This window comes from Thiomonas sp. X19 (assembly GCF_900089495.1).
Taxonomy (GTDB): Bacteria; Pseudomonadota; Gammaproteobacteria; order Burkholderiales; family Burkholderiaceae_C; genus Thiomonas_A.
This window is the reverse complement of record NZ_LT605203.1, coordinates 3,682,870-3,701,489: the sequence shown is the minus strand read 5'-3', so window position 1 is coordinate 3,701,489 and position 18,620 is coordinate 3,682,870. Positions and strand designations below refer to the sequence as shown.

Below are 18,620 nucleotides of genomic sequence, written 5' to 3'. Positions count from 1 at the left end.
ACTTTGAAGACGGCGGCGTGCGGGCGGATAGGTGCTTGCCGATGACGTCATTCGCCGGCGGCCATCTCAGGCGGCCGGCAGATTGCCGACGGGTGCGTGCCTGACCTTGGGCGCGCCGGCCTTGCGGGCCTGCCAGAGGTCATAGGCGCTTTGCTGTGCCAGCCACGCATCGGCATGGCCGCCATGCTCGACACCAAGCCAGCCTTCCAGGCGCAAGGCCATCTCAGGCGAGATCGCCGTGCGGGCGTTGAGCACTCGCGACAGGGCAGGGCGCGTCACGCCGAGCTGGGCCGCGGCGTCAGTCACGGTGAGCCCCAGCGCCGGCAGGATGTCCTCGCGCAGCGTCATGCCGGGGTGCGGCGGGTTGTGCATGCGGTTCATGGTCGGTTTCCTCTCAGTGGTAATCCTGGTCATCCACCAGCACGGCGTCGTCGCCTTCGAACGTGAAGGTCATGCGCCAATTGCCATTCGGCCTGAACACCGGCCTTGCTGCCCGTCTCGAAAAACGCTTTCAGCCCCTGTGCCGGAAGGTCTTGATCATGGTGAGATTGCATAGCGTAGCGTTACGGGCGCAATGCATGCGGGAAAGAACAGGGTTGCTGACCAGCCCGCGCCTTGCCTATGCGGACTGGCCCGTCGCGAGCATGTGGCGCTGTCGCCGCATCTCGCGTAGCTCTTCCATCCCGACAATCTGAGCGCCCGTCATCGCGCCCATGCGCCCGGCTTCGTGGCCCGAAGGTCTTGGGCTGTTTGCGCCGACGTCGATTTGACCCGTGCATCGACATGACCTGACCAGGGACCCTGGCTAGCATTCCCCCTGTCAATGCCACTGTGGCTTGTCACATCCTCGTCAGTGCAAATTCGGCAGCGTGGCGACAATGGTGCGGGCGCACACAGTGTTGAATGCGTCGCGCTTCAAGGAAGCGATGCCAACTCGAAGCCAGCGATAGAAGTCAGCATCCGGTCAGGCCCCTGTAACGCCATCCGGAGATCCTGAAATGCCCATGCTCGACGTCGGCACTGAAAGCCATCATCCCATCGTTGCCGGCTGCCGCGTCATCACCTCATGAATGCCAAGACGTTTGAAGCCTTCCAAGCCCAAGGCCTATGCCTGCGGATTCGATGCAGCTCTCGTTCGCCACTGGCGCCCGACACGGCCCTGGATACGCACATCCACCCGTTCGATGCGGGCGCGGTGGTGATACAAGGCGAGATGTGGCTGACCTGCGAGGGCAGGACACGTCGCCTCACGCCCGGGGACACCTTCACGCTGCTGCGTGGAGTGCCCCACGCGGCAGCGCTGCGGCCCGCTCGGGGCCGCCTATTGGGTCGCGCGCCGCATCCGCGTTGATGCCGACTGGTTGCCATTCCAAGCATCGGACCGATCACGGTCAGCGCCCTGGTGGCCACTTTTGGCAAGACCAAGGCCTTCGCCAGCACCTGGCCTTTTTCCCGCGTGGCGGCTCAGCGATGGAAGGCAGCCATGGCCGCGCCGAAGCCGACGAAAATGCCGCCGGTTGCACGCTGGAAAGCGCGTGCGACTTTTGCGCCACGCAACAATTTGCCGAGACGCGAGCCGAAGCCGGCGTAGATGAAATACCAGCTCACCTCGATGGCGGCGAAGGTGCTGACCAGGACCACGAATTGCAGCAGCCAATGGGCCGTTGGGCTCATGAACTGGGGCAGCAGGGCGGCTGCGAACAGGATGGCTTTGGGGTTGCTGCTGGCCACCAGAAAGCCATTGCGAAACAGGGCGCCGGGCGTGTGCAGGCCTCGTGGCTGTTCAGCGGCATCGGCCAGTGGCGCCGCCAAGGTCTCGGCATGGGCGGCGGCTCGCCAGGTTTTGATGCCGAGGCCAACGAGGTAGGCGGCTCCCAGCAGGCGCAGCGCGTCGAACAGTGTGGGCCAGGCTTGCAGGAACACGCCGAGGCCAGCGGCCGAAATGGAAATCATGATGAGCAGCGCCGTCATGCAGCCGGCCATGGTGGCGGTGGAGCGGCGCAGCCCGTGGCGCGCACCGTGGCTCATCACCAACAGCATGTTGGGGCCGGGAATCGCGGAAATCACGCCGACGGCGAGGACGTAGAGCAGCCAGGTATGGGGGTTCATGGAAGGTTCCGGGTGGGCGCCCAGTATGCCATTCGTCATGCAACCGCGTTCGCCCCCCATCGCGCCCTGGCGCTGGCCATGAACGTTTGCTTGGCGTTTCATGCAGCTGTGCGGGGGGTGTTCCCGAGGCCTAAGATTGATGCCATCACACCGCCCTGAGGATGATTCGTGGATCAGCAAACTGTCAAACAGAGCCTCGACCGGCTGCGCGCCGCCCTGGAATCCGGCGTACCGCTGGACGACCAGCTCAAGTCCGAACTTGCCAGCCTGGACGCCGACATTCGCCGCGCGCTCGATGACGAGGTGGGGCGAAGCGAAACCGGTCTGACGCAGCGGGTGCGCGAGCTGTCGCTGCGCTTTGCCGAGCGCCATCCGGCCGCAGCCGTGGTGCTGCGCGAACTGGGCACTTTGCTCGAAGGCATCGGCGCCTGAAGTCTTCGGGCGCTGATGCCCGATCGCTGCATGCGCCGACCTCTGTGTCGGCGCGCGAACGTCTTGTTTCATCCCATGCATCAAACCGATTTCGAGCCGGTGTACTTCGCCGGTGAAACGCCGCCCATGCCGGGACAAGCCCAGCGTGTGGCCGAAGGGCTGTACTGGCTGCGCATGCCCATGCCCTTGGCGCTCGACCACATCAACCTCTGGCTGCTGGACGACGGGCCCGGCTGGACCATCGTCGACTGCGGTCTGACCACGGACGCCACGCGTGCGGCCTGGGAACAGGTGTTCGCCGACGTTCTGGGCGGCAAGCCAGTGACGCGAGTGATTTGTACCCATATGCACCCCGACCACATTGGCCTGGCCGACTGGCTGTGCCAGCGTTGGGACGTGCCGTTGTGCATGACCCAGGGCGAATACCTCAGTGCCCGGCTGCTCACGGCCGGGCTGCCGCCCACCGACACCGCCTCCATGCTGGCGCATTACCGCCGTCACGGCGCTGACCCTGTTCATTTGCAGGAGCTGGCCGGGCGCGGCAATTTCTATGCGCGCATGGTGCCCACGGTGCCGTTGCAGTACCAGCGCCTGGTGCATGGGCAGGTTCTGCGTATTGGTGCCGACGATTGGCAGGTGGTGGAGGGCGGTGGCCATTCGCCCGAGCATGCGGCGTTGTGGTGCGAGGCGCGTGGCGTGTTGATCGCCGGCGATTTATTGCTGCCGCGCATCTCCACCAATGTGTCGGTGTTCCCCATCGAGCCCGAGGCCGACGTGCTCGGCCGCTATCTGCGTTCGCTCGCGCGCTTTGCCTTGCTGCCGGCCGGCATGCGCGTGCTGCCGTCGCATGGCCTGCCGTTCACCGGGGCACATGCGCGCATTCGGCAACTGCGCGAGCACCACGCCGAGCGTCTGCAACGCGTGCTGCGCGCGTGCGAAGGCCAGGCTTGCACGGCCGCCGAACTGGTGCCGGTATTGTTCCGGCGCGCGCTCGACGTGCATCAACTCGGCTTCGCCCTGGGAGAGGGCATCGCCCATGCCCATCGACTCTGGGCTTGCCAGGTCCTGCAGCGAGTGATCGACGCGCAGGGGGTGATTCGCTTCCACTTTGCGCGAGGCAGCCGTGTCGCGGTCGATGGGGTCGAAGGGACCGACATCACCCAGATCGCGGCAAGCGCCGCAGGCCTCTAGGTCTGCAGGCCTGGGTCCCTGCCGACCCGTCCTGGTTCACTCATGGTTTGCGTGCTGGCGCAGCGCCTTCGTTGGCCGCGTCGCGCCGCACTCGTTCCAAGCATGCTTGACCTTGTGCGCAACAAGGCGAAATCCAGCCCAATCTATCAACATTACAGCCGACTATAATGCTTGATATGGATCACGTCTGCCGACAGCTGCCACTTGCCGCGCCCAGTCTTGCATGACTCAATCGGGAGGACACCTCATCATGAACACCATGACCATCGGCAAGCTCGCCCACGACAACGGGCTGGCCACTGAAACCCTGCGGCATTACGAGCGCCTGGGGTTGATTGCGCCGAGCCGGCGCAGCGCTTCCAACTACCGGCTGTACGACCAGACCGCGGCGCAACGCCTGCGCTTCATTCGCCGCGCTCAGGCGCTGGGGTTTTCGCTGCCGGAAATCCGCGAGTTGCTCGGCCTGCACGCTGATGCCGACTCCGACATGGGCATGGTCAAAGCCATCGTGCAGCAGCGCGTGGCGCAGATCGATGCCCGGCTCGACGATTTGCGCCAGCTCAAAGCGGGTCTGGTGGCGCTGGCCGAAACTTGCCCCGGACATGGCGCCGCCGCCGAATGCCCCATCCTCGCGGCCCTGACCCGCGAACCCCAGGCTTGAGAGGGCTCCCCCAGACCTGCCGCTTTGCGTCAGGCCCCCCGAGGGGATGAGAGAACTTGGGGCGGCCCGGCGTCTTCTCACGAGGGTGACACAGGAAACCATCATGAACACAAACGGTACGACACAGAGCAACACACCGACCTCGCCCATTTCTTCTGCCGATGCGGCCGAGGTCTGCGAGCTGCGACTCGACATCGACGGCATGAGCTGCGCCTCCTGCAGCAGCCGGGTGGAACGCGCGCTCAGCGCCATGCCCGGGGTGCAGGCCACGGTCAACCTGGCCACCGAGCAGGCGCAGTTGCGTTTCGACCCCCGCCAGGTGCGGCCGCAGCAATTGGTGGAGATGGTGCGCGACACCGGTTATGCCCCGCGCACCGCCGAGGCCACGTTGCTGGTGCAAGGCATGACCTGTGCTTCCTGCGTCGGCCGGGTGGAGCGTGCGCTGCTGGCCTTGCCCGGCGTGCTGGCTGCCAGCGTCAACCTGGCCACCGAGCGTGCCAGCGTGCAATACATCCCGGCCAGCGTGCAGCCGGCCGCGCTGATTCGCGCTGTGGCAGATGCCGGCTACACCGCCAGCCTGGCGGATGCCGACGGCGCCGCGGCCGCCGCCGACCAGGTCGAGCACAAGCAGCGCCAATTGCAGGCCATGCGCCGCGACGTCTGGCTGGCGCTGGCGCTGGCTTTGCCGGTGCTGGTGCTGTCCATGGGCGGCATGGTTTGGCATGGCTTCATGGCCGTGCTCGACGCCACGGCGCCCGCCGCCATTCCCCGCTTCTGGGACTGGGTGCAGGCCGTGCTCACCACGGCCGTGTTGTTCGGCCCCGGGCGACGCTTTTTCCGGCCCGGCTGGGCGGCTTACCGGCATTTGTCACCTGACATGAACTCGCTCGTCGCCACCGGCGCGGGCGCGGCCTGGTTGTTCGGCATCGTGGTGCTGGCAGCCCCCGGCCTGCTGCCGCCGGATGCGCGCCATGTGTACTTCGACTCGGCTGCGGTGGTCATCGCCGCGGTGCTGTTCGGCAAGTATCTGGAGGAGGTGGCGAAGGGCCGCACCTCGGCTGCGATTCGCGCCCTGGCGCGGCTGCAGGCCAAGGACGCCAGGGTGCGGCGAGACGGCGCCGAACTGACCGTTCCCATCGCCGACGTGCAGCAGGGTGATCTGGTCATCGTGCGTCCCGGCGAGCGCCTGCCGGTGGACGGCGAGGTGGTCGAAGGCGGTTCGCATGTGGACGAATCCATGCTCAGCGGTGAGCCCATTCCCACCGCCAAACATCCGGGCGATGGCGTGCGCGCCGGCACCGTCAATCAGCAGGGCATGCTGGTGGTGCGGGCCACCTCGGTGGGGCAGGGCACGGTGCTGGCGCAAATCATCCGGCTGGTGGAGCAGGCCCAGGGAGGCAAATTGCCCATCCAGGGCCTGGCGGACCGTGTGGTGCGGGTGTTCACCCCGGCGGTGCTGCTCATCGCGCTGCTCAGTTTCGTCGTCTGGCTCGTCATCGGGCCAGCGCCCGCCATCAGCCACGCCTTGCTTGCGGCCGTGGCCGTGCTGGTCGTCGCCTGCCCCTGCGCCATGGGCCTGGCCACGCCGGCCGCCATCATGGTGGGCACCGGCCGCGCCGCTGAGCTCGGCGTGCTGTTCCGCAAGGGCGAGGCGCTGGAGACGCTGTCGAACGTGGACACCGTGCTGCTCGACAAGACCGGCACCGTCACCCTCGGTCGACCCGCCCTCGGTGCCATCTGGGCTGCTCCGGGCACGCGCGAAGCCGATGTGCTGCGCTGGGCCGCGGCGGTTGAAGCCATTTCGGAACACCCGCTGGCGCATGCCGTGCTGCAAGCCGCCACCGAGCGCGACGCCCAAGTGCCAACGGCCACACAGTTCTCCGCTGTTGCCGGTTATGGCGCCCATGCCGAGGTTGAAGGCGCGAAGGTCGCTGTGGGCGCCTTGCGCTTCGTCACCCAACAAGGCATCGACCCCGGCCCCGCCGCAGCGGAAGTGGAGCGGCTGCAGGCCGAGGGCCAGACGGCGGTGTTCGTCATGCGCGCCGGCCAGGTGGTCGGCGTGCTGGGCATCACCGACCCCATCAAGCCTGACGCCGCCGCGCTGGTGGCAGCGCTGCAGGCACACAAGCTGCGGGTGGAACTCGTCACCGGCGACGCTGCGCGCACCGCACAGGCCGTGGCGCGGCAACTGGGCATTGCCAGTGCCAGCGTGCATGCCGATGTGCTGCCCGCGGGCAAGGCCGATGTCGTGAAGGCCTTGCAGGCACAGGGCCGGCGCGTGCTGTTCGTCGGAGACGGCATCAACGACGCGCCCGCCCTGGCGCAGGCCGACGTGGGCATGGCGCTTGCCAGCGGCACCGACATCGCCATCGAGGCCGCCGATGTCACGCTCACCCGTGGCGAACTCTCCGGCGTGCTCACCGCTCTGAACGCCGCACGCCGCACCCTGGGCACCATACGCGGCAACCTGTTCTGGGCCTTCGCCTACAACGTGGTGCTCATCCCCGTTGCCGCCGGCCTCGGCGCACCCTGGGGCCTGCACCTCAACCCCATGCTGGCGGGCGTGGCCATGGGGCTGTCGTCCATCTTTGTGCTTGGCAACAGCTTGCGGCTCAAGCGGCTGCACGCCTGGCAGTCGGCAGCGCCAAGCCGCGGCATGAAGGCCGACACGGCATTGGCCGCCCCATCATCCATCCCCGCAAGCAGGCCGGCCCATTGAGTCCGGCCCAACCCTGACGCCAACCTCACCAGGAGATCATCCATGCAAACCACCACGCTTCACGTCACAGGCATGACCTGCCAGCATTGCGTCGCCGCCGTCACCAAATCCCTCAAGTCCGTGGCGGGTGTGCAAAGTGCCGATGTCAATCTCGAGCAAGCCAGTGCCACGGTGACCGGCAGCGCACCCACCCAAGCCTTGGTCGAGGCCGTGGTGCGCGCCGGTTACACCGCCACCACCGAGGCCTGATCCCCCGCTGCGGGGCCCAGCGGGCAACTTGGGTGCCCACTTACGCCCCACTACACTTCAGCGGGCTGCAAACAGCAGCGTCATGCCCCTGCTGCCCGTAGCTCAGCTGGATAGAGCAACGGCCTTCTAAGCCGTAGGTCACTGGTTCGAATCCAGTCGGGCAGGCCAATAAATACCTAATAAATCAACGATTTACAGAACAAACCCACACTGACACTGTGGGTTTTTTTGTGGGTTCTGGAGCGTGAATTGTCCCCAGATTGTCCCAAAACGTACCGCTGCATACCGGCATGACTGTCCCCGCATTGTCCCCAGCGCCAAAAATTGATTGAGGCGGATGATGTGCGGTGTGTTCCGCCGAGGACGGAACACGGAGGGGCCGTTGCGTGGACTTAGACCGACAAATTAGTCAAGAATTAAAAAAGCACTTGCATCCTGAGGTATGCGAGAGTAAGCTACGAATCAGCGCTGGTTTCGCAAGCCAGAAAAAAAGGATGCTGAGTTCGGGACTCAGAATTGACGAAAGTCTGCCATTGAGGGCTCCATGAGGCGGGTAGTGGTGCTGTCCAAAACCACAAACCCTCCCAGATCGCAGCGGGATTTACTAAGGCACTGAGATGCGCAGTGCGCGACGGGACTGCTGAGTTCGATCTGCTACTGCAAAGTAGGAGTGATGCGTGTAGGCACGCCGGACGCTTCCTTTTCAGGAGCGATCGGCCATGTCGCCACGCATCGAAACCCAACACTCGCGCGAAGCTCGCGAGCAAAAACCAGTTCAGCCACTTCTCATCTCAATAGATGAGTGCGCCACTGCCTTAGGTATCGCGCAACAGACAGTCAGAAACTGGCTATGCACTGGCACAGTCCAGCTGCCAACAGTCAAAATCGGTGGGCGGCGCATGGTGCGCACTGCCGACCTACTCTCGTTTGTTGACGCGCTCGGCACCCAAGGCACCCAACAGCAAGACCCGGCTCCCGCCGCCGCCACCCCAGCTGCCGCGCCCCGGCGGGGTCGGGGCCGGCCGCGCAAGGGCGCTGCCCTGCAAGGGGGTGCCAAATGAGCGCCCCCCGCAACCCCAACCGCTTCGCTACCCCTGCAGAAGTCGAAGCGCTGCGCCGCCACCATGCGCGGGCCGCGCTCGAAGCCCTCTCCGCAGAGGCCAAATCCGCAGCCCTTGCGGCCGCTGAGGTCGGCGACCAGCTCGGAGAAATCGTCGCGCTGGCCTGGTTGCTGGAAGCCGGCGCCGACCTGCGGGGGCTGGTATGAGCTCTCAGACACTTGCCCAAAGGCTCAAAAGTGCCATGCGCAACGCCCGCCGCCTTGGCGGCAGTCAAGGCCCGAAATCGTGCGCATCGCTGTCGCTGGGCGCTGGCAACCGGGTGCTAGAGGCCGCCATCGCCCAGGCCCTGACACCCCAGCCAGGCGAAGCCAACCAAGAGCTTGAAGCCCGCCGCGACCTGCTGGCGCAGGCTCGCGTGCTGTACAGCACCACCTGGCTTGCCAACGCGGCCCGCTGCACCGTGCGCCGCGCCCAGCAGATTCTGGCACAGCGGCTGGTCTGGCTGGCGCGCTGCGGCGACATGTGGGGCTTCGACGACCTGCCCGAGCTGCGCGAGCGTGCGTTGCGCCTGGCGCAGCAGCAGGCCAAGGCGGCGCCCAGCGTTGTTGCGCGCCAGCAGCCCTTGCAACTGCAGCTGTGCCTGTTCGACGGTGACGGGGTTTGACGATGACGACAACCAAAAGTCAGACAAAAACTAGGGTTGCTGCGCACCGCGGCACCTCAACTGCGCTAAATCAGCCAGACAAAGATAAGGAACTGACGGACGTTTCGAACGCCGGGCGTTTCGCCGAGCGCCATGCCGGGCAACTGATCTACGTTCCCGCGCGGGGGCAGTGGATGGAGTTTATCGACCATCGCTGGCACACTGATTCGCTCGGCAGGGTGACCCAAAACGCAATTCAGGTCACGCGGGACATGCTGCTTGAAGCCTCGAAGTTGGTAATTGAGGCTGCGCTGGAGCAGGACAAGGCCTATTCGTTGGTGCTGGCAGCCGAGGCACAGGCATTGCTTGGACACGCGCAGAAAAGCCAGGCCAAACCTCGCCTCGACGCCATGGTCAGTCTCGCTGCAACCGACCCACGACTTGCGGTGGAGCAAGGCCGCCTCGATGCCGACGACATGCTTCTGGGCGTCCGCAATGGTGTGATCGAGCTGGGCGAAACCACCGAGTTTCGAGCCGGCATGCCAAGAGACATGGTCACCCGGCAGGCAGGGTGCGACTGGCAAGGTGGCGACGAAGAAGTCGCGTGCCCGACATGGGAAGCGTTCATCTCTCAAATCCAGCCCGACCCGGACGTGAGGCACTGGCTGCAAAAGTTCGCTGGCTACTGCCTAACGGGCGCGACGAGTGAGCAGATTTTTGTGGTCATGCACGGGACGGGCGCAAACGGCAAATCTGTGCTGGTTGAAGTGCTCAAGCGAATGCTAGGCACCTACTCTCAGACTGTGCAGTTCGCGACTTTTTGCGAGCGTGATCAGAATGCAATCAGAAACGATTTGGCGGCGCTCGACAAGGCCAGGCTTGTGGTTGCCAGCGAGGGGGCAGAGGGAGCGCGCTTGGACGAGGGAATCATCAAGCAAGCGACGGGTGAAGATGAGATCACCGCGCGATTCCTGCACCGTGAATTTTTCACATACAGGCCGCGTTTCAAGGTTGTGCTCGTGACAAACCATCGCCCCGTGATCACAGGGTCAGACCACGGCATCTGGAGGAGGGTGGTGTTGGTGCCGTTCCCTGTGACCATCCCCAAGGACAGGCAGGACAAGCGCCTGCTGGACAAGTTGGCCGCTGAGCTGCCGGGCATCCTTGCCTGGGCAGTTAAAGGCTTCCACCTTTGGCTGGAGCAAGGGCTCGGCGAGCTGCCCCGAGCACTGGTGCTTGCCAATGCGGAATACAGAAAAAACAGCGACGTGCTGGGGATGTGGCTAGAAGACCATTGCTTGCTGCACGCAGCTTCAGACCTGGCAGACGACAGGCAAAGCGAGTGGTTCACCAGCACTTCCGACCTCTACAAGTCCTACGGCCTGTGGGCAGAGAGCATGGGGCACCGCGCCATGTCGAGCAAGAGCCTGGCAGACCGCCTCAGGGAGCGGAATCTGACTCCCGGAAAGGCGAAGGGAAACCGCGGATGGTTTGGCATCAGGTTGAGAACCAACTCCGACACCTGATGCCGTGGACGGATGGACGGATTGGACGCTTACTGGAAGGTTTTCTCTCCATATGCGCGTACCGACCGAAAAACCACCAAACATCCGTCCAATCCGTCCATCCGTCCAAACCAAGGGACAGAAAAAGACGGGCAGACGGGAAGGAATTTGCAAATTATGAAAACCACCACCATCACCCACGACCGCGCCGAACTTACCGCCCTGCGCCAACTGCCACCCCAGGCCGTGGCCGAAATTCTTGGCCTGACCCATGACCAAGCCGCGCAGCGCCAGCATGGCGGCGCTGGCTACAGCTATTGGCGCACCTCATCAGATGAACTGATCACCGTCTGCAGGGGGCGCACCGGCTGGATCTGGCACCCAACCAAGCGCGGCGCTGGCGGTGGTGGAGACTGGCTCGCGCTGCACCAGCATATCAACCAAGGCGCGAATCTCGGCCATGCTCGCCGTGCCTTGCGCCAAGCTCTGGCAGGCGGTCATGCGGCCCCTGCGCGGGCTTCCATGCCGCTGCCAGCACCCCAGGCGGCCGCCGCAACCGTGGAGCCTCCCAAGCCGCTGGCGCTGTGCGAAGCGCCAGCGTGGGCAATCGACTATCTGCATGGCCAGCGCGGCATTCCCCTATCCACCATCAAGCACGCGCTGGCCATGCGCGCCGTGGCTGGGCATGTGCCAGGCCATCCGCCCTACCCCAGGGCTGTGCATCTGGCTTTCCCTCATGTTCAACCAGACCAAGCGGTGACGTGGGCGGAGCTGCGCGGACCTCGTGAAACCGATGTCGCGCGCAGCAAAAAGGGCAGCAGGGGAAAAAAGGGCCTTTGGATTTTGCCGCCGGTAACTGAAAGCCGCGTGCTGGTTGTGACAGAAAGCGCCATCAAAGGCCTGGCGCTGCACGCCCGGCTCGCCCAGGCCTCAAAACCTGCCTGGGTCGTGAGCACCGGCGGCGACCCGGGCCAACACCAGCAGCAGATGCTGGCCTGGCTGGTGGACGAGCTCGGCATCGAGACCGCCGCCCTGGCGCAGGACAACGACACCCCAGGCCATCACCAGGCTGACCGCCTGGTCGCCGCCCTGCGCGCGCCGGGTGCCAAGGTCGTCCGCATGGCACCGCCTGCGCCGTGCAAGGGCTGGGACGACTGGGTTTTGTCCTGACACTTCTTCCCCGTCTGCCCGTCTTTTCTTTCATTTCGCCTGCCCCTGAATGTAGGTAGGCGCCCAACTTCCATGCGTCACACCCCCAACCAGGAGCACCACCATGCAAACCCCTAATAAAACCTTCCAAATCGCCCAGGCTATTTATTCCCGATTTTTGCAGAGTGCGCACGGCGACCGCCAGGCGGTCGCTGGCCTGCTTGCGGACTTGGGTCGCGATTTTGACATGCTTGTTGGCATTATCTCGACGTTCAATCGTGATTTTGCGACATCGCCCGCCGCTGTGCAGCGCGTCATCATCGCCCACGCCGCGCAAATCGCCAAAACCGAGGCCAGCAAGCCATCACCGCGCACTCCGCGCCATTTTCAAATCACCCACGCTGCATCGGGTGATTATGAAATCGAGCTCTGGTCGGATGCCGATCGTTCATTTGTTCGTGAAAAGCTGACGGCCAAGGAGCGCGCCTTATTCCATGTCATGCTCGGTGAAATCCAAGACCGCCGCCGCGTTGCGCCCGCGCAAAATCCCGAACCGACCAACCCTACGCAACATTAAACCCGGAGAATCGAACATGGAAAAGAACCTGCGCTTTTGGCTGCCCATGCTGCTGATCATGCAGATTGTGCAAGCCGTATTCATGACCTATCTGCTGTCGCCCACGCCAACGCTCGCGCAATTGCGCCACGCGCAGGCGGTGATTTTCGCGCACCAGGAGTAATCATGCTGTACATCGAGCTTGAAATCACGCGCGAGGGCCTGGCCCTTGCGACCGTGGAGCATTACCCAAGGCCGGGCGCGTGTGGGTATCGCGCCGCGCACGTCCTGCCGCCGCACCTGGCCGAGGCATCCAAACAAATCGGCGACTTCCTGCTGCAGGACTACTCACGCCGTCAGCATCTGCCCGAGCTTGGCTATCAGCCTCCAACTTCAATTCAGGAGTCATAAAAATGCTCGACAAAATGGACAAGATCAGGGTGGCGCATTTTCGCATTCGCGCCACCTTGTTTTGCATGATTTTCGGCGCATTACTCGCGAGCGCGGGTTATCTCGCGCACGAGCAATTGCTCGCCGCAGCGGTTTCATTCACGCTCGGCTCTGCATTGAATGCATTGGGCGTGGGTCACTGGTTTATCCAGCATACCCATGGCGCGCTTGCCGTGGCTGCGCTGTATTACACCAGCATGCAGCCTGGCGGATTTGGTTGGGCGAAGACGCTGGAGGCGGCGGCGGCTGGCGGATTTCTTGGTCTGCTGATTCCAGCCTCGCTTTTCAGCATCAAGAAACAAGGAGTTGAAAATGCTTAAATTTTTCCGCGCGCTCAAAGTCTTCGGGCTTATTGCCGGCGCGAGTTTCGCGATAGACATTCTGCTTTCTCTTTTCAATCATGGGCGGCTGGGCATCGCGGTCATGATGGCCGGCGCGGCCCTGGCCGCCATTTTTTGGTGGAGGGTCATGACCTCGGCGCCAGGAGATGTGCGGTCAGGCATCCGGGACGTGGAAGAAGATGCGGCCTATTTGAAAGGCCTGGCCCTGGGCTTCGACCCCGAGCAATACATCAACTTGAAAAAGGGGGTCTTCATTGGCCTGGATGGCAAACGCAAGCCCATCTATTTGCCACGCCAGACGCTCGACAAAAACCATTTGGAAATCTTGGGAGAAAGTGGCGTCGGCAAGTCGAGCCTGGCCGGCGTGCTGTTGAGCCAATTGGCTGCATCTGGCGAAGCGGTCGTGGTGTTCGACCCAAAACCCGACGAAATGCTACCCGGCGTGCTGGCGCGAATGGGCGAAAAGCATGGCTTCCCGGTCTTGGTCATTGACCTGCGGCACACGGCGAGCTTCCCCCAGATCAACCCGTTTCATTCATGCCGGCCCGACCAGGTGGAAGAGCTGCTGCAGGTGGCCCTGGAGCTCGGCAAAACGGGCGATGCCGGGGTCGATTTTTACCGGGGAGGGGATCGAGAAGCAACGTCTTGGATTGCCGAAGCCGTGGCCGCCGACCCGGCCCGGAGCATGCAAGACATCATCACGGCGGCTGGCGCCGATGAATTAGTGACTGAAAAAGAAAATCTCTGGCGCGAGCTCAGGCAGCTCGGGCGGGTGAAGGCGTTCGCGACCCGCGAGCAGGGCATCGACCTGGCGGCGCTGCTGGAAGAAGATGGCGGGGTCGTTTTGTATGTCATGGGCAGCACGACCAAACTTGAGGTCGCCGCCGCTCAAAAGCTGCTTTTGCAGCGCTTGTTGCAGGTGCTGGAAGACCGGCGCGACAAGTCAAAGCCGGTTTGCTTGTTTCTTGACGAACTGAAATATCTGCTGTCGCCCGCTGCCCTACGCGCCGCAGGCACCATCCGTGACCGCAATTCGCACCTGATGTTTGCGCACCAGAGCCTCGGCGATCTCGACGATTGCCCTGGCTTGAGCCCCAAGGCTGTGCGGGGCGCGATCTGGGGCAACTCGGGCATCAAGTTCGCCTACAAGATGCTCGATTCAGCGACGGCCTTGGAGCTTTCGCGGCTGGCCGGCGCACAGCGCGCCGACGTGCAGACCATGAGCAGCAGCCAGAACGACAACGGCGGGAGCACCAACACATCGTGGACGCATGCCAGCCGCGAATTCATGCCGCCACATGTGTTCAGCCACCTGCCAAAGCCCGTGGGCGACCAGGCATCAGTGGGCGTGGTGTTCGGGCTGGGGACGGCCTTCTTTCTCTCGACCCGCTGGCTCCAGGCCGGCCAGACGCCGGAGCCGTTGCGCGTCGAGAAGCCCGCCGCGCCGACGGTTTCGCTTGATGCTGAATCACATCAAGAGGAACCCGAAGCCCAGGCCGAACAGGTCGGCGCCGACAGCCTCGACGACCTTTTGAAGTGACCCAAACCCCGGCGCTGGCCGGGGGCAACGTATACAAGGTGTACACATGCCCATCATCACCGACCCCAAAATCCGCGCCGCGCGCGCAGAAGAAAAGCGCACCGCGATTCTCCGTTTTTTGCGCGATGAGTTGTACACATCGCCGCAGGTGATCGCCGAACTTTTGGGCGTGGAAGCGCGGGCTTCGCGCGCCACTGTCTCCACCTTGGAACGCGCCGGGCTGGTCAAGCGGCACCCGATTGCGCTGGGCGATGGCCTGGCGACGTTCTGGGTTGTGGGCATCACGTCGCGCGGCCAGTCCATGGCGTTCGACCCGGCGAGCGAAGACCCGATCGAGCGTCATTTCGAGCCCGCCCGATTCAGCCTCGTGACACTCAAACACACGCTGGCTGTGCAGCGTGCGCGTATACAAGCTGTACACAGCGGCAAGGTCAAGCAGTGGATTTCAGGCGACCGTCTGGCGGCAACGAAAGCCGGGGTCAAGAAGCCCGACGCCGTGCTCCTGACGGCCACCGGCCATCGTGTTGCCGTGGAGATCGAGCGCAGCGTCAAGAGCCCGAAAGCCTACCGCAACGTGCTGGCCGGCCACCTGACGGCCATGCATCAAGGCAAGTGGGGCCGCGTGATCTGGAGCTCGCCCGACGAGGTCACACGCGACCGCGTGCAGCGCCTGATCCTTGGCGTCAGGCGCGTGCAGATTGCGGGCATCGACACCAAGATCGACCCCGCCAAACATCACGCGAATCTCGCCTTCACTGTGTACAAAACGTTTACAGAATCGCTTTCTTAACCCGCCATCCGAAGGAGAAATCATGAGCATCCTGAAGCCCAAAGCCCCGACCAAAACCGCCGCCATGTCACTGCGTTTGCCCACGGAACTGCATCAACAGTTGCAGGCTCTGCAGGCCGATGCGGACCGCGCGGGGTTCGTGTTCGACGCCAGCGATGTGTGCGTGAAGGCCCTGGCCGCAGCGGTCAAATCAGCCCGCGCCGAGCTTGCCAATGCGGGGGCGGAACGTGCTGCGCACGACCGCCAGCAGGCCGCCTCGTAGCCTTCCTTCCCGTCTGCCCCAAGCCCGCTTCATGCGGGCTTTTTGCTGCCCGGCGCATACAGCCGTATATACGCCTGTTTACAGCCCTCGCGCCTCTTGTCTTGCGGTTTGCCGTGGAGCAAGAAGGGCGGCGCAAGCGAGCGGCGCGAGAAAGCGCATGAAGGCACGGCTTCAGAGCGGGGTAAATTGCCCCTCGCGCTGCGCGCGTGCCCTGGGGGGCACCGGGTCAATCTCGGCCTGGACGGCCTCGCCCCCGCTCTGAAACCGCCACTGCGGGCACGGCACGACCCCGCTCCAGGGAGCGAGTGCGCGCGAAGCGCGGCCCTTATTCCTCTGTCTGCCTAAATCATGGGCAGATCGGCGGGCCGCGCTTCGCGCGCACTCGCTCCCCAGGGGGAGCTCGGCTTCGGGCGGTGAACCTGCCCTCGGCCCCAGTCCGCCCTAGGGGGCGTCCCGTGGCTCGGCTCCACCTCACCCTGGCGGGTTCGGCGGCCCGACCTGCGCTGAGGGAACGTCCTTCGGACGACCCTCGCTTGTGCCGTGCGGGCTCTGCCCCCACGTGAACCGGCGCCCTTGGGGTCGCCTGGCTCGGTCACATCGGGACTCGGCCGCGCTGTCGCTTGCCAAGCCCCGCTGTGTCCACTCGCCTTCACGCGGCCCCCCCGAAGCAAGCCGGTCTGGACGACCGGCACCAGGCAAGCCGGGCACTGCGGCCCGGCACCAAGCCAAGCCTCGACCACACGCCCGCATCGCGTCGCTGTGGCAAACCGTGCGCCACCCACACGCCACTGCCAGCGGCGCTTGCTCGCATCCCGTCACATGCAGGGCAGACGGGCCGCGCCCGAAGAGGGCCTGACGGCCCGATGCTTGCCAATAGGCAACGCCCTGCGGGCGGGATGCTCGCCAAAGGCAAGGGCCTGCGGCCCAGACCCAGGCCGTGGACAACGCGACGTGCAAGCCAAGGTTGCTCGGTTGCCCACCGCCTGATCTCGCACCAACCATCTCGCCGCGCATTTCGCATGCCGCTGAATGGATGTGCGGGCGGACCCCGCATTCACCTTCAACCACCAGGAGCAATCATGTCAGACATCAACAACCACATCAGCGCTGCACGCGCTCGGCTCGACGCCTTCGCCCAGCGCGTCGGCGTCGAGCCCTTCATCATTTACCTCGCGCTCGCCTTCCTCGTCGTCTTCGTCTTGGCCGCCATCATCGTGCCGAGCCAGAGCGCCCCACATCCCGCAGCGCCCGCGCCGCTGGCGGCGGCCTCGCCGCCGAAGCAGCCGGTCGCTTCATCCACCACGGCCCCCGCCAAGGTTGCAGCCGTCCCAGCTTCTTCGCCCGCATCCCTGATGCAAGCCGAGCTCCCCGCGCTGACCTTGAGCCCCAACCAGGTCATTGAGTCCGGGGCGTGGCAATTGCGTGTGGAGTCCGTCCAAGCCGTGCAGGGTCAAGACCCCGCGAGCCTGCCGGCTCAGCTGATCGGCACCATCATCCAGTCCTCGCCGAGCGCCAGTTTTTCCGGCGCCATCCCGAGCTCGATTGCCCCGTTCATCACCCCAGGCCAACCGGCGCGTCTTGCCTACAACTTTGACTTCGATGTTCCAACCTCCGGCTCCTACCTGCTCACCGCTGTGCTGGGTGGCAAAGCCTCCGGCGAGGTCCGCTTGACCCTCGACGACCGGGCCGACACGCAGGTCTCATTGGCGCGCAAATACAACGCCATCTGGACGCCGAACGCGCCGCCTGTGACCGCCTCATCGACCGTCAACCTCGCGGCTGGGCTGCACACCATCGAGGCCATCCTCGACACGAAAGCGACGACCGACGGCGGCGCAGCGCCCGTGCTTGACTTCTACATCAAGCCCCAGGCCGCGAGCTTGCCCACGGCCATGGTGCCCATGTGGCCGGCGGCCCGGCGGTAAGGAGACGGCCATGATGCGCCACCGTCTTCTCAAACTCGAAGTGCTCGCCGCCGCTGCTGGGTTCCTGATCACCGGCGAGCTCGCCGGCCCTGCCTGGGCCTTGGGCGGGGCGCTGGCGGGCCTGCTGGCCTGGCTTGCGCTCAAGCGCGCTGCACCGACGCTGATCCGAGGCAGTCTGGTCTTCGCGGCAGTGTTCGCCCTTGCGGCCTACAAGGTTCTTGGGCCAAGGTGGGCCTGGGCTGGCGCCGTGCTCGGCGCTCTGTTCTGGCTTGGCCTGGCCGACCTGCGCCAGCGACTGCACAAGTCGTAGCCCGATCAAGCACTTGCGCAAACCCTATTCCAAACCGTTTCGCAAAGGGTTCGCCTGACGGTTTGGGGGCGGTCCCTGCCCACCACCCAGCCCGCCGCGTGCGGGCTTTTTCACCGCTGCTGTCGCATTTCGCATGGCCCCGAATGGTCCTGAGAGCCTGGATTCCCAGGCTCCACCGAAAGGACCACGCCATGCAAACCAAACACGCCCTCACCATCATCGCCCTGGCGCTCGTCGCCGCGCTGGGCACCGCCCATGCCGACACGCTGCCGGCCACACCCGCCGCAGTCGCGTCCACCCCGTCGCGCTGGGCGCTGGACATCAGCACCACCAGCTATCACACCAGGCAGTGGGCGCGCGACAGCCTGAACCAGGACAACCCAGGGCTTGGCTTCGAGTACCACTGCACCTCGAACTCGGGGTTCGCGGCAGGCTTCTACAAAAACAGCTACAGCCGCACGTCGGTCTACGCCACAGCCACCTACACCCCGCTGCACATCGCCCTGCCTGCGGGCTTCAGCATGGCCGCTGGCGGGCTTGCAGGCGTCATCAGCGGCTACACCCGCAGTGAAGCCCCCGACCGGCCCTTGATGGCCGCCGCGCTGGTGGAAGTCCGCTCGCAGCGGGGGTATGGCATCAACCTTGTGGCCGTGCCGAACGCAGGGCGCAGCGCGGGCTTCATCGGCCTGCAGCTCGTGGTGCCGCTGGCCTGATCGACGCGCATTTC

The 18,620-nt window shown here is 64.6% G+C and carries 23 protein-coding genes and 1 tRNA gene; 22 read left to right on the top strand and 2 right to left on the bottom strand.

All coding sequences use genetic code 11. The features are described 5' to 3' along the window. Positions 1 to 66 precede the first annotated feature (66 nt). Entirely contained in the window at positions 67 to 381 is a 315-nt protein-coding gene (locus THIX_RS17900; protein WP_112487269.1) for a HigA family addiction module antitoxin, read from the bottom strand. Between the two features lie 685 nt (positions 382 to 1,066). Between THIX_RS17900 and THIX_RS24375 the strand changes: the two genes are divergently transcribed. Next, positions 1,067 to 1,351 (top strand): cupin domain-containing protein, encoded by a 285-nt coding sequence (locus THIX_RS24375; RefSeq protein WP_233224618.1) that lies wholly within the window; start codon positions 1,067 to 1,069, stop codon positions 1,349 to 1,351. A 113-nt stretch (positions 1,352 to 1,464) separates the two neighbouring features. Here THIX_RS24375 and THIX_RS17890 read toward each other — a convergent pair whose 3' ends face one another. Next, complete coding sequence (locus THIX_RS17890; RefSeq protein ID WP_112488454.1) at positions 1,465 to 2,109, bottom strand: LysE family translocator; 645 nt, start codon at positions 2,107 to 2,109, stop codon at positions 1,465 to 1,467. Between the two features lie 168 nt (positions 2,110 to 2,277). Between THIX_RS17890 and THIX_RS17885 the strand changes: the two genes are divergently transcribed. The 21 genes from THIX_RS17885 (at position 2,278) to THIX_RS17790 (ending at position 18,606) form a co-directional block, all read left to right on the top strand. Further along, positions 2,278 to 2,541, top strand: coding sequence for a DUF4404 family protein (locus tag THIX_RS17885; protein ID WP_112487268.1), 264 nt, complete (start codon positions 2,278 to 2,280; stop codon positions 2,539 to 2,541). 75 nt (positions 2,542 to 2,616) lie between these two features. Beyond that, positions 2,617 to 3,732: an MBL fold metallo-hydrolase gene (locus THIX_RS17880; protein WP_112487267.1), complete on the top strand. Its 1,116-nt coding sequence runs from the start codon at positions 2,617 to 2,619 to the stop codon at positions 3,730 to 3,732. Between the two features lie 250 nt (positions 3,733 to 3,982). After that, positions 3,983 to 4,393, top strand: a complete 411-nt coding sequence (locus THIX_RS17875) for a heavy metal-responsive transcriptional regulator (protein ID WP_112487266.1) — start codon at positions 3,983 to 3,985, stop codon at positions 4,391 to 4,393. 103 nt (positions 4,394 to 4,496) lie between these two features. Beyond that, the gene (locus THIX_RS17870; RefSeq protein WP_112488453.1) at positions 4,497 to 7,112 is read left to right on the top strand and encodes a heavy metal translocating P-type ATPase; all 2,616 of its coding nucleotides are present in this window, start codon (positions 4,497 to 4,499) and stop codon (positions 7,110 to 7,112) included. A gap of 42 nt (positions 7,113 to 7,154) precedes the next feature. After that, positions 7,155 to 7,361, top strand: coding sequence for a heavy-metal-associated domain-containing protein (locus tag THIX_RS17865; RefSeq protein WP_112487265.1), 207 nt, complete (start codon positions 7,155 to 7,157; stop codon positions 7,359 to 7,361). Between the two features lie 91 nt (positions 7,362 to 7,452). Then, positions 7,453 to 7,529, top strand: a tRNA-Arg gene (locus THIX_RS17860). Positions 7,530 to 8,080: 551 nt separating this feature from the next. Next, positions 8,081 to 8,422: a helix-turn-helix domain-containing protein gene (locus tag THIX_RS24980; protein WP_112487264.1), complete on the top strand. Its 342-nt coding sequence runs from the start codon at positions 8,081 to 8,083 to the stop codon at positions 8,420 to 8,422. Then, complete coding sequence (locus tag THIX_RS17850; RefSeq protein WP_112487263.1) at positions 8,419 to 8,628, top strand: hypothetical protein; 210 nt, start codon at positions 8,419 to 8,421, stop codon at positions 8,626 to 8,628. The genes THIX_RS24980 and THIX_RS17850 overlap by 4 nt, the downstream gene beginning before the upstream one ends. Before the next feature lie 35 nt (positions 8,629 to 8,663). Continuing rightward, the gene (locus tag THIX_RS17845; RefSeq protein WP_112487262.1) at positions 8,664 to 9,086 is read left to right on the top strand and encodes a hypothetical protein; all 423 of its coding nucleotides are present in this window, start codon (positions 8,664 to 8,666) and stop codon (positions 9,084 to 9,086) included. Between the two features lie 2 nt (positions 9,087 to 9,088). Further along, positions 9,089 to 10,591 carry a phage/plasmid primase, P4 family gene (locus THIX_RS17840; protein WP_112487261.1) on the top strand — a complete coding sequence of 501 codons (1,503 nt, stop codon included), beginning with the start codon at positions 9,089 to 9,091 and terminating at the stop codon, positions 10,589 to 10,591. Positions 10,592 to 10,747: 156 nt separating this feature from the next. Continuing rightward, a complete protein-coding gene (locus THIX_RS17835; RefSeq protein WP_158540942.1) occupies positions 10,748 to 11,740 on the top strand; it encodes an ABC transporter substrate-binding protein in 993 nt (330 codons plus the stop codon). Between the two features lie 103 nt (positions 11,741 to 11,843). Continuing rightward, positions 11,844 to 12,296: a hypothetical protein gene (locus THIX_RS17830; protein ID WP_146748611.1), complete on the top strand. Its 453-nt coding sequence runs from the start codon at positions 11,844 to 11,846 to the stop codon at positions 12,294 to 12,296. Positions 12,297 to 12,312: 16 nt separating this feature from the next. Further along, positions 12,313 to 12,459, top strand: a complete 147-nt coding sequence (locus THIX_RS23560) for a hypothetical protein (protein WP_158540941.1) — start codon at positions 12,313 to 12,315, stop codon at positions 12,457 to 12,459. A gap of 2 nt (positions 12,460 to 12,461) precedes the next feature. Beyond that, a complete protein-coding gene (locus tag THIX_RS17825; protein WP_112487258.1) occupies positions 12,462 to 12,686 on the top strand; it encodes a hypothetical protein in 225 nt (74 codons plus the stop codon). 2 nt (positions 12,687 to 12,688) lie between these two features. Then, positions 12,689 to 13,045, top strand: a complete 357-nt coding sequence (locus tag THIX_RS17820; protein ID WP_112487257.1) for a hypothetical protein — start codon at positions 12,689 to 12,691, stop codon at positions 13,043 to 13,045. Continuing rightward, a complete protein-coding gene (locus THIX_RS17815; RefSeq protein WP_112487256.1) occupies positions 13,038 to 14,606 on the top strand; it encodes a type IV secretory system conjugative DNA transfer family protein in 1,569 nt (522 codons plus the stop codon). The genes THIX_RS17820 and THIX_RS17815 overlap by 8 nt, the downstream gene beginning before the upstream one ends. A 46-nt stretch (positions 14,607 to 14,652) precedes the next feature. Further along, positions 14,653 to 15,396, top strand: coding sequence for a helix-turn-helix transcriptional regulator (gene mobC / locus THIX_RS17810; protein WP_112487255.1), 744 nt, complete (start codon positions 14,653 to 14,655; stop codon positions 15,394 to 15,396). A 22-nt stretch (positions 15,397 to 15,418) separates the two neighbouring features. Then, positions 15,419 to 15,658, top strand: coding sequence for a hypothetical protein (locus THIX_RS17805; protein ID WP_112487254.1), 240 nt, complete (start codon positions 15,419 to 15,421; stop codon positions 15,656 to 15,658). A 1,079-nt stretch (positions 15,659 to 16,737) separates the two neighbouring features. Beyond that, positions 16,738 to 17,583: a hypothetical protein gene (locus THIX_RS17800; RefSeq protein WP_112487253.1), complete on the top strand. Its 846-nt coding sequence runs from the start codon at positions 16,738 to 16,740 to the stop codon at positions 17,581 to 17,583. 10 nt (positions 17,584 to 17,593) lie between these two features. After that, positions 17,594 to 17,893, top strand: a complete 300-nt coding sequence (locus tag THIX_RS17795) for a hypothetical protein (protein WP_112487252.1) — start codon at positions 17,594 to 17,596, stop codon at positions 17,891 to 17,893. A 191-nt stretch (positions 17,894 to 18,084) separates the two neighbouring features. After that, the gene (locus tag THIX_RS17790) at positions 18,085 to 18,606 is read left to right on the top strand and encodes a hypothetical protein (protein WP_112487251.1); all 522 of its coding nucleotides are present in this window, start codon (positions 18,085 to 18,087) and stop codon (positions 18,604 to 18,606) included. The last annotated feature ends 14 nt before the right edge of the window (positions 18,607 to 18,620 follow it).

Coding starts and splice junctions, on each gene's coding strand:
- THIX_RS17865 (WP_112487265.1), top strand. CDS start 7,155: ATGCAAACCACCACGCTTCACGTCACAGGCATGACCTGCCAGCATTGC.
- THIX_RS17870 (WP_112488453.1), top strand. CDS start 4,497: ATGAACACAAACGGTACGACACAGAGCAACACACCGACCTCGCCCATT.
- THIX_RS17890 (WP_112488454.1), bottom strand. CDS start 2,109: ATGAACCCCCATACCTGGCTGCTCTACGTCCTCGCCGTCGGCGTGATT.
- THIX_RS17850 (WP_112487263.1), top strand. CDS start 8,419: ATGAGCGCCCCCCGCAACCCCAACCGCTTCGCTACCCCTGCAGAAGTC.
- THIX_RS17900 (WP_112487269.1), bottom strand. CDS start 381: ATGAACCGCATGCACAACCCGCCGCACCCCGGCATGACGCTGCGCGAG.
- THIX_RS17790 (WP_112487251.1), top strand. CDS start 18,085: ATGCAAACCAAACACGCCCTCACCATCATCGCCCTGGCGCTCGTCGCC.
- THIX_RS17815 (WP_112487256.1), top strand. CDS start 13,038: ATGCTTAAATTTTTCCGCGCGCTCAAAGTCTTCGGGCTTATTGCCGGC.
- THIX_RS17825 (WP_112487258.1), top strand. CDS start 12,462: ATGCTGTACATCGAGCTTGAAATCACGCGCGAGGGCCTGGCCCTTGCG.
- THIX_RS24375 (WP_233224618.1), top strand. CDS start 1,067: ATGAATGCCAAGACGTTTGAAGCCTTCCAAGCCCAAGGCCTATGCCTG.
- THIX_RS17880 (WP_112487267.1), top strand. CDS start 2,617: ATGCATCAAACCGATTTCGAGCCGGTGTACTTCGCCGGTGAAACGCCG.
- THIX_RS17840 (WP_112487261.1), top strand. CDS start 9,089: ATGACGACAACCAAAAGTCAGACAAAAACTAGGGTTGCTGCGCACCGC.
- mobC (WP_112487255.1), top strand. CDS start 14,653: ATGCCCATCATCACCGACCCCAAAATCCGCGCCGCGCGCGCAGAAGAA.
- THIX_RS23560 (WP_158540941.1), top strand. CDS start 12,313: ATGGAAAAGAACCTGCGCTTTTGGCTGCCCATGCTGCTGATCATGCAG.
- THIX_RS24980 (WP_112487264.1), top strand. CDS start 8,081: ATGTCGCCACGCATCGAAACCCAACACTCGCGCGAAGCTCGCGAGCAA.
- THIX_RS17830 (WP_146748611.1), top strand. CDS start 11,844: ATGCAAACCCCTAATAAAACCTTCCAAATCGCCCAGGCTATTTATTCC.
- THIX_RS17795 (WP_112487252.1), top strand. CDS start 17,594: ATGATGCGCCACCGTCTTCTCAAACTCGAAGTGCTCGCCGCCGCTGCT.
- THIX_RS17875 (WP_112487266.1), top strand. CDS start 3,983: ATGAACACCATGACCATCGGCAAGCTCGCCCACGACAACGGGCTGGCC.
- THIX_RS17800 (WP_112487253.1), top strand. CDS start 16,738: ATGTCAGACATCAACAACCACATCAGCGCTGCACGCGCTCGGCTCGAC.
- THIX_RS17805 (WP_112487254.1), top strand. CDS start 15,419: ATGAGCATCCTGAAGCCCAAAGCCCCGACCAAAACCGCCGCCATGTCA.
- THIX_RS17845 (WP_112487262.1), top strand. CDS start 8,664: ATGCGCAACGCCCGCCGCCTTGGCGGCAGTCAAGGCCCGAAATCGTGC.
- THIX_RS17820 (WP_112487257.1), top strand. CDS start 12,689: ATGCTCGACAAAATGGACAAGATCAGGGTGGCGCATTTTCGCATTCGC.
- THIX_RS17835 (WP_158540942.1), top strand. CDS start 10,748: ATGAAAACCACCACCATCACCCACGACCGCGCCGAACTTACCGCCCTG.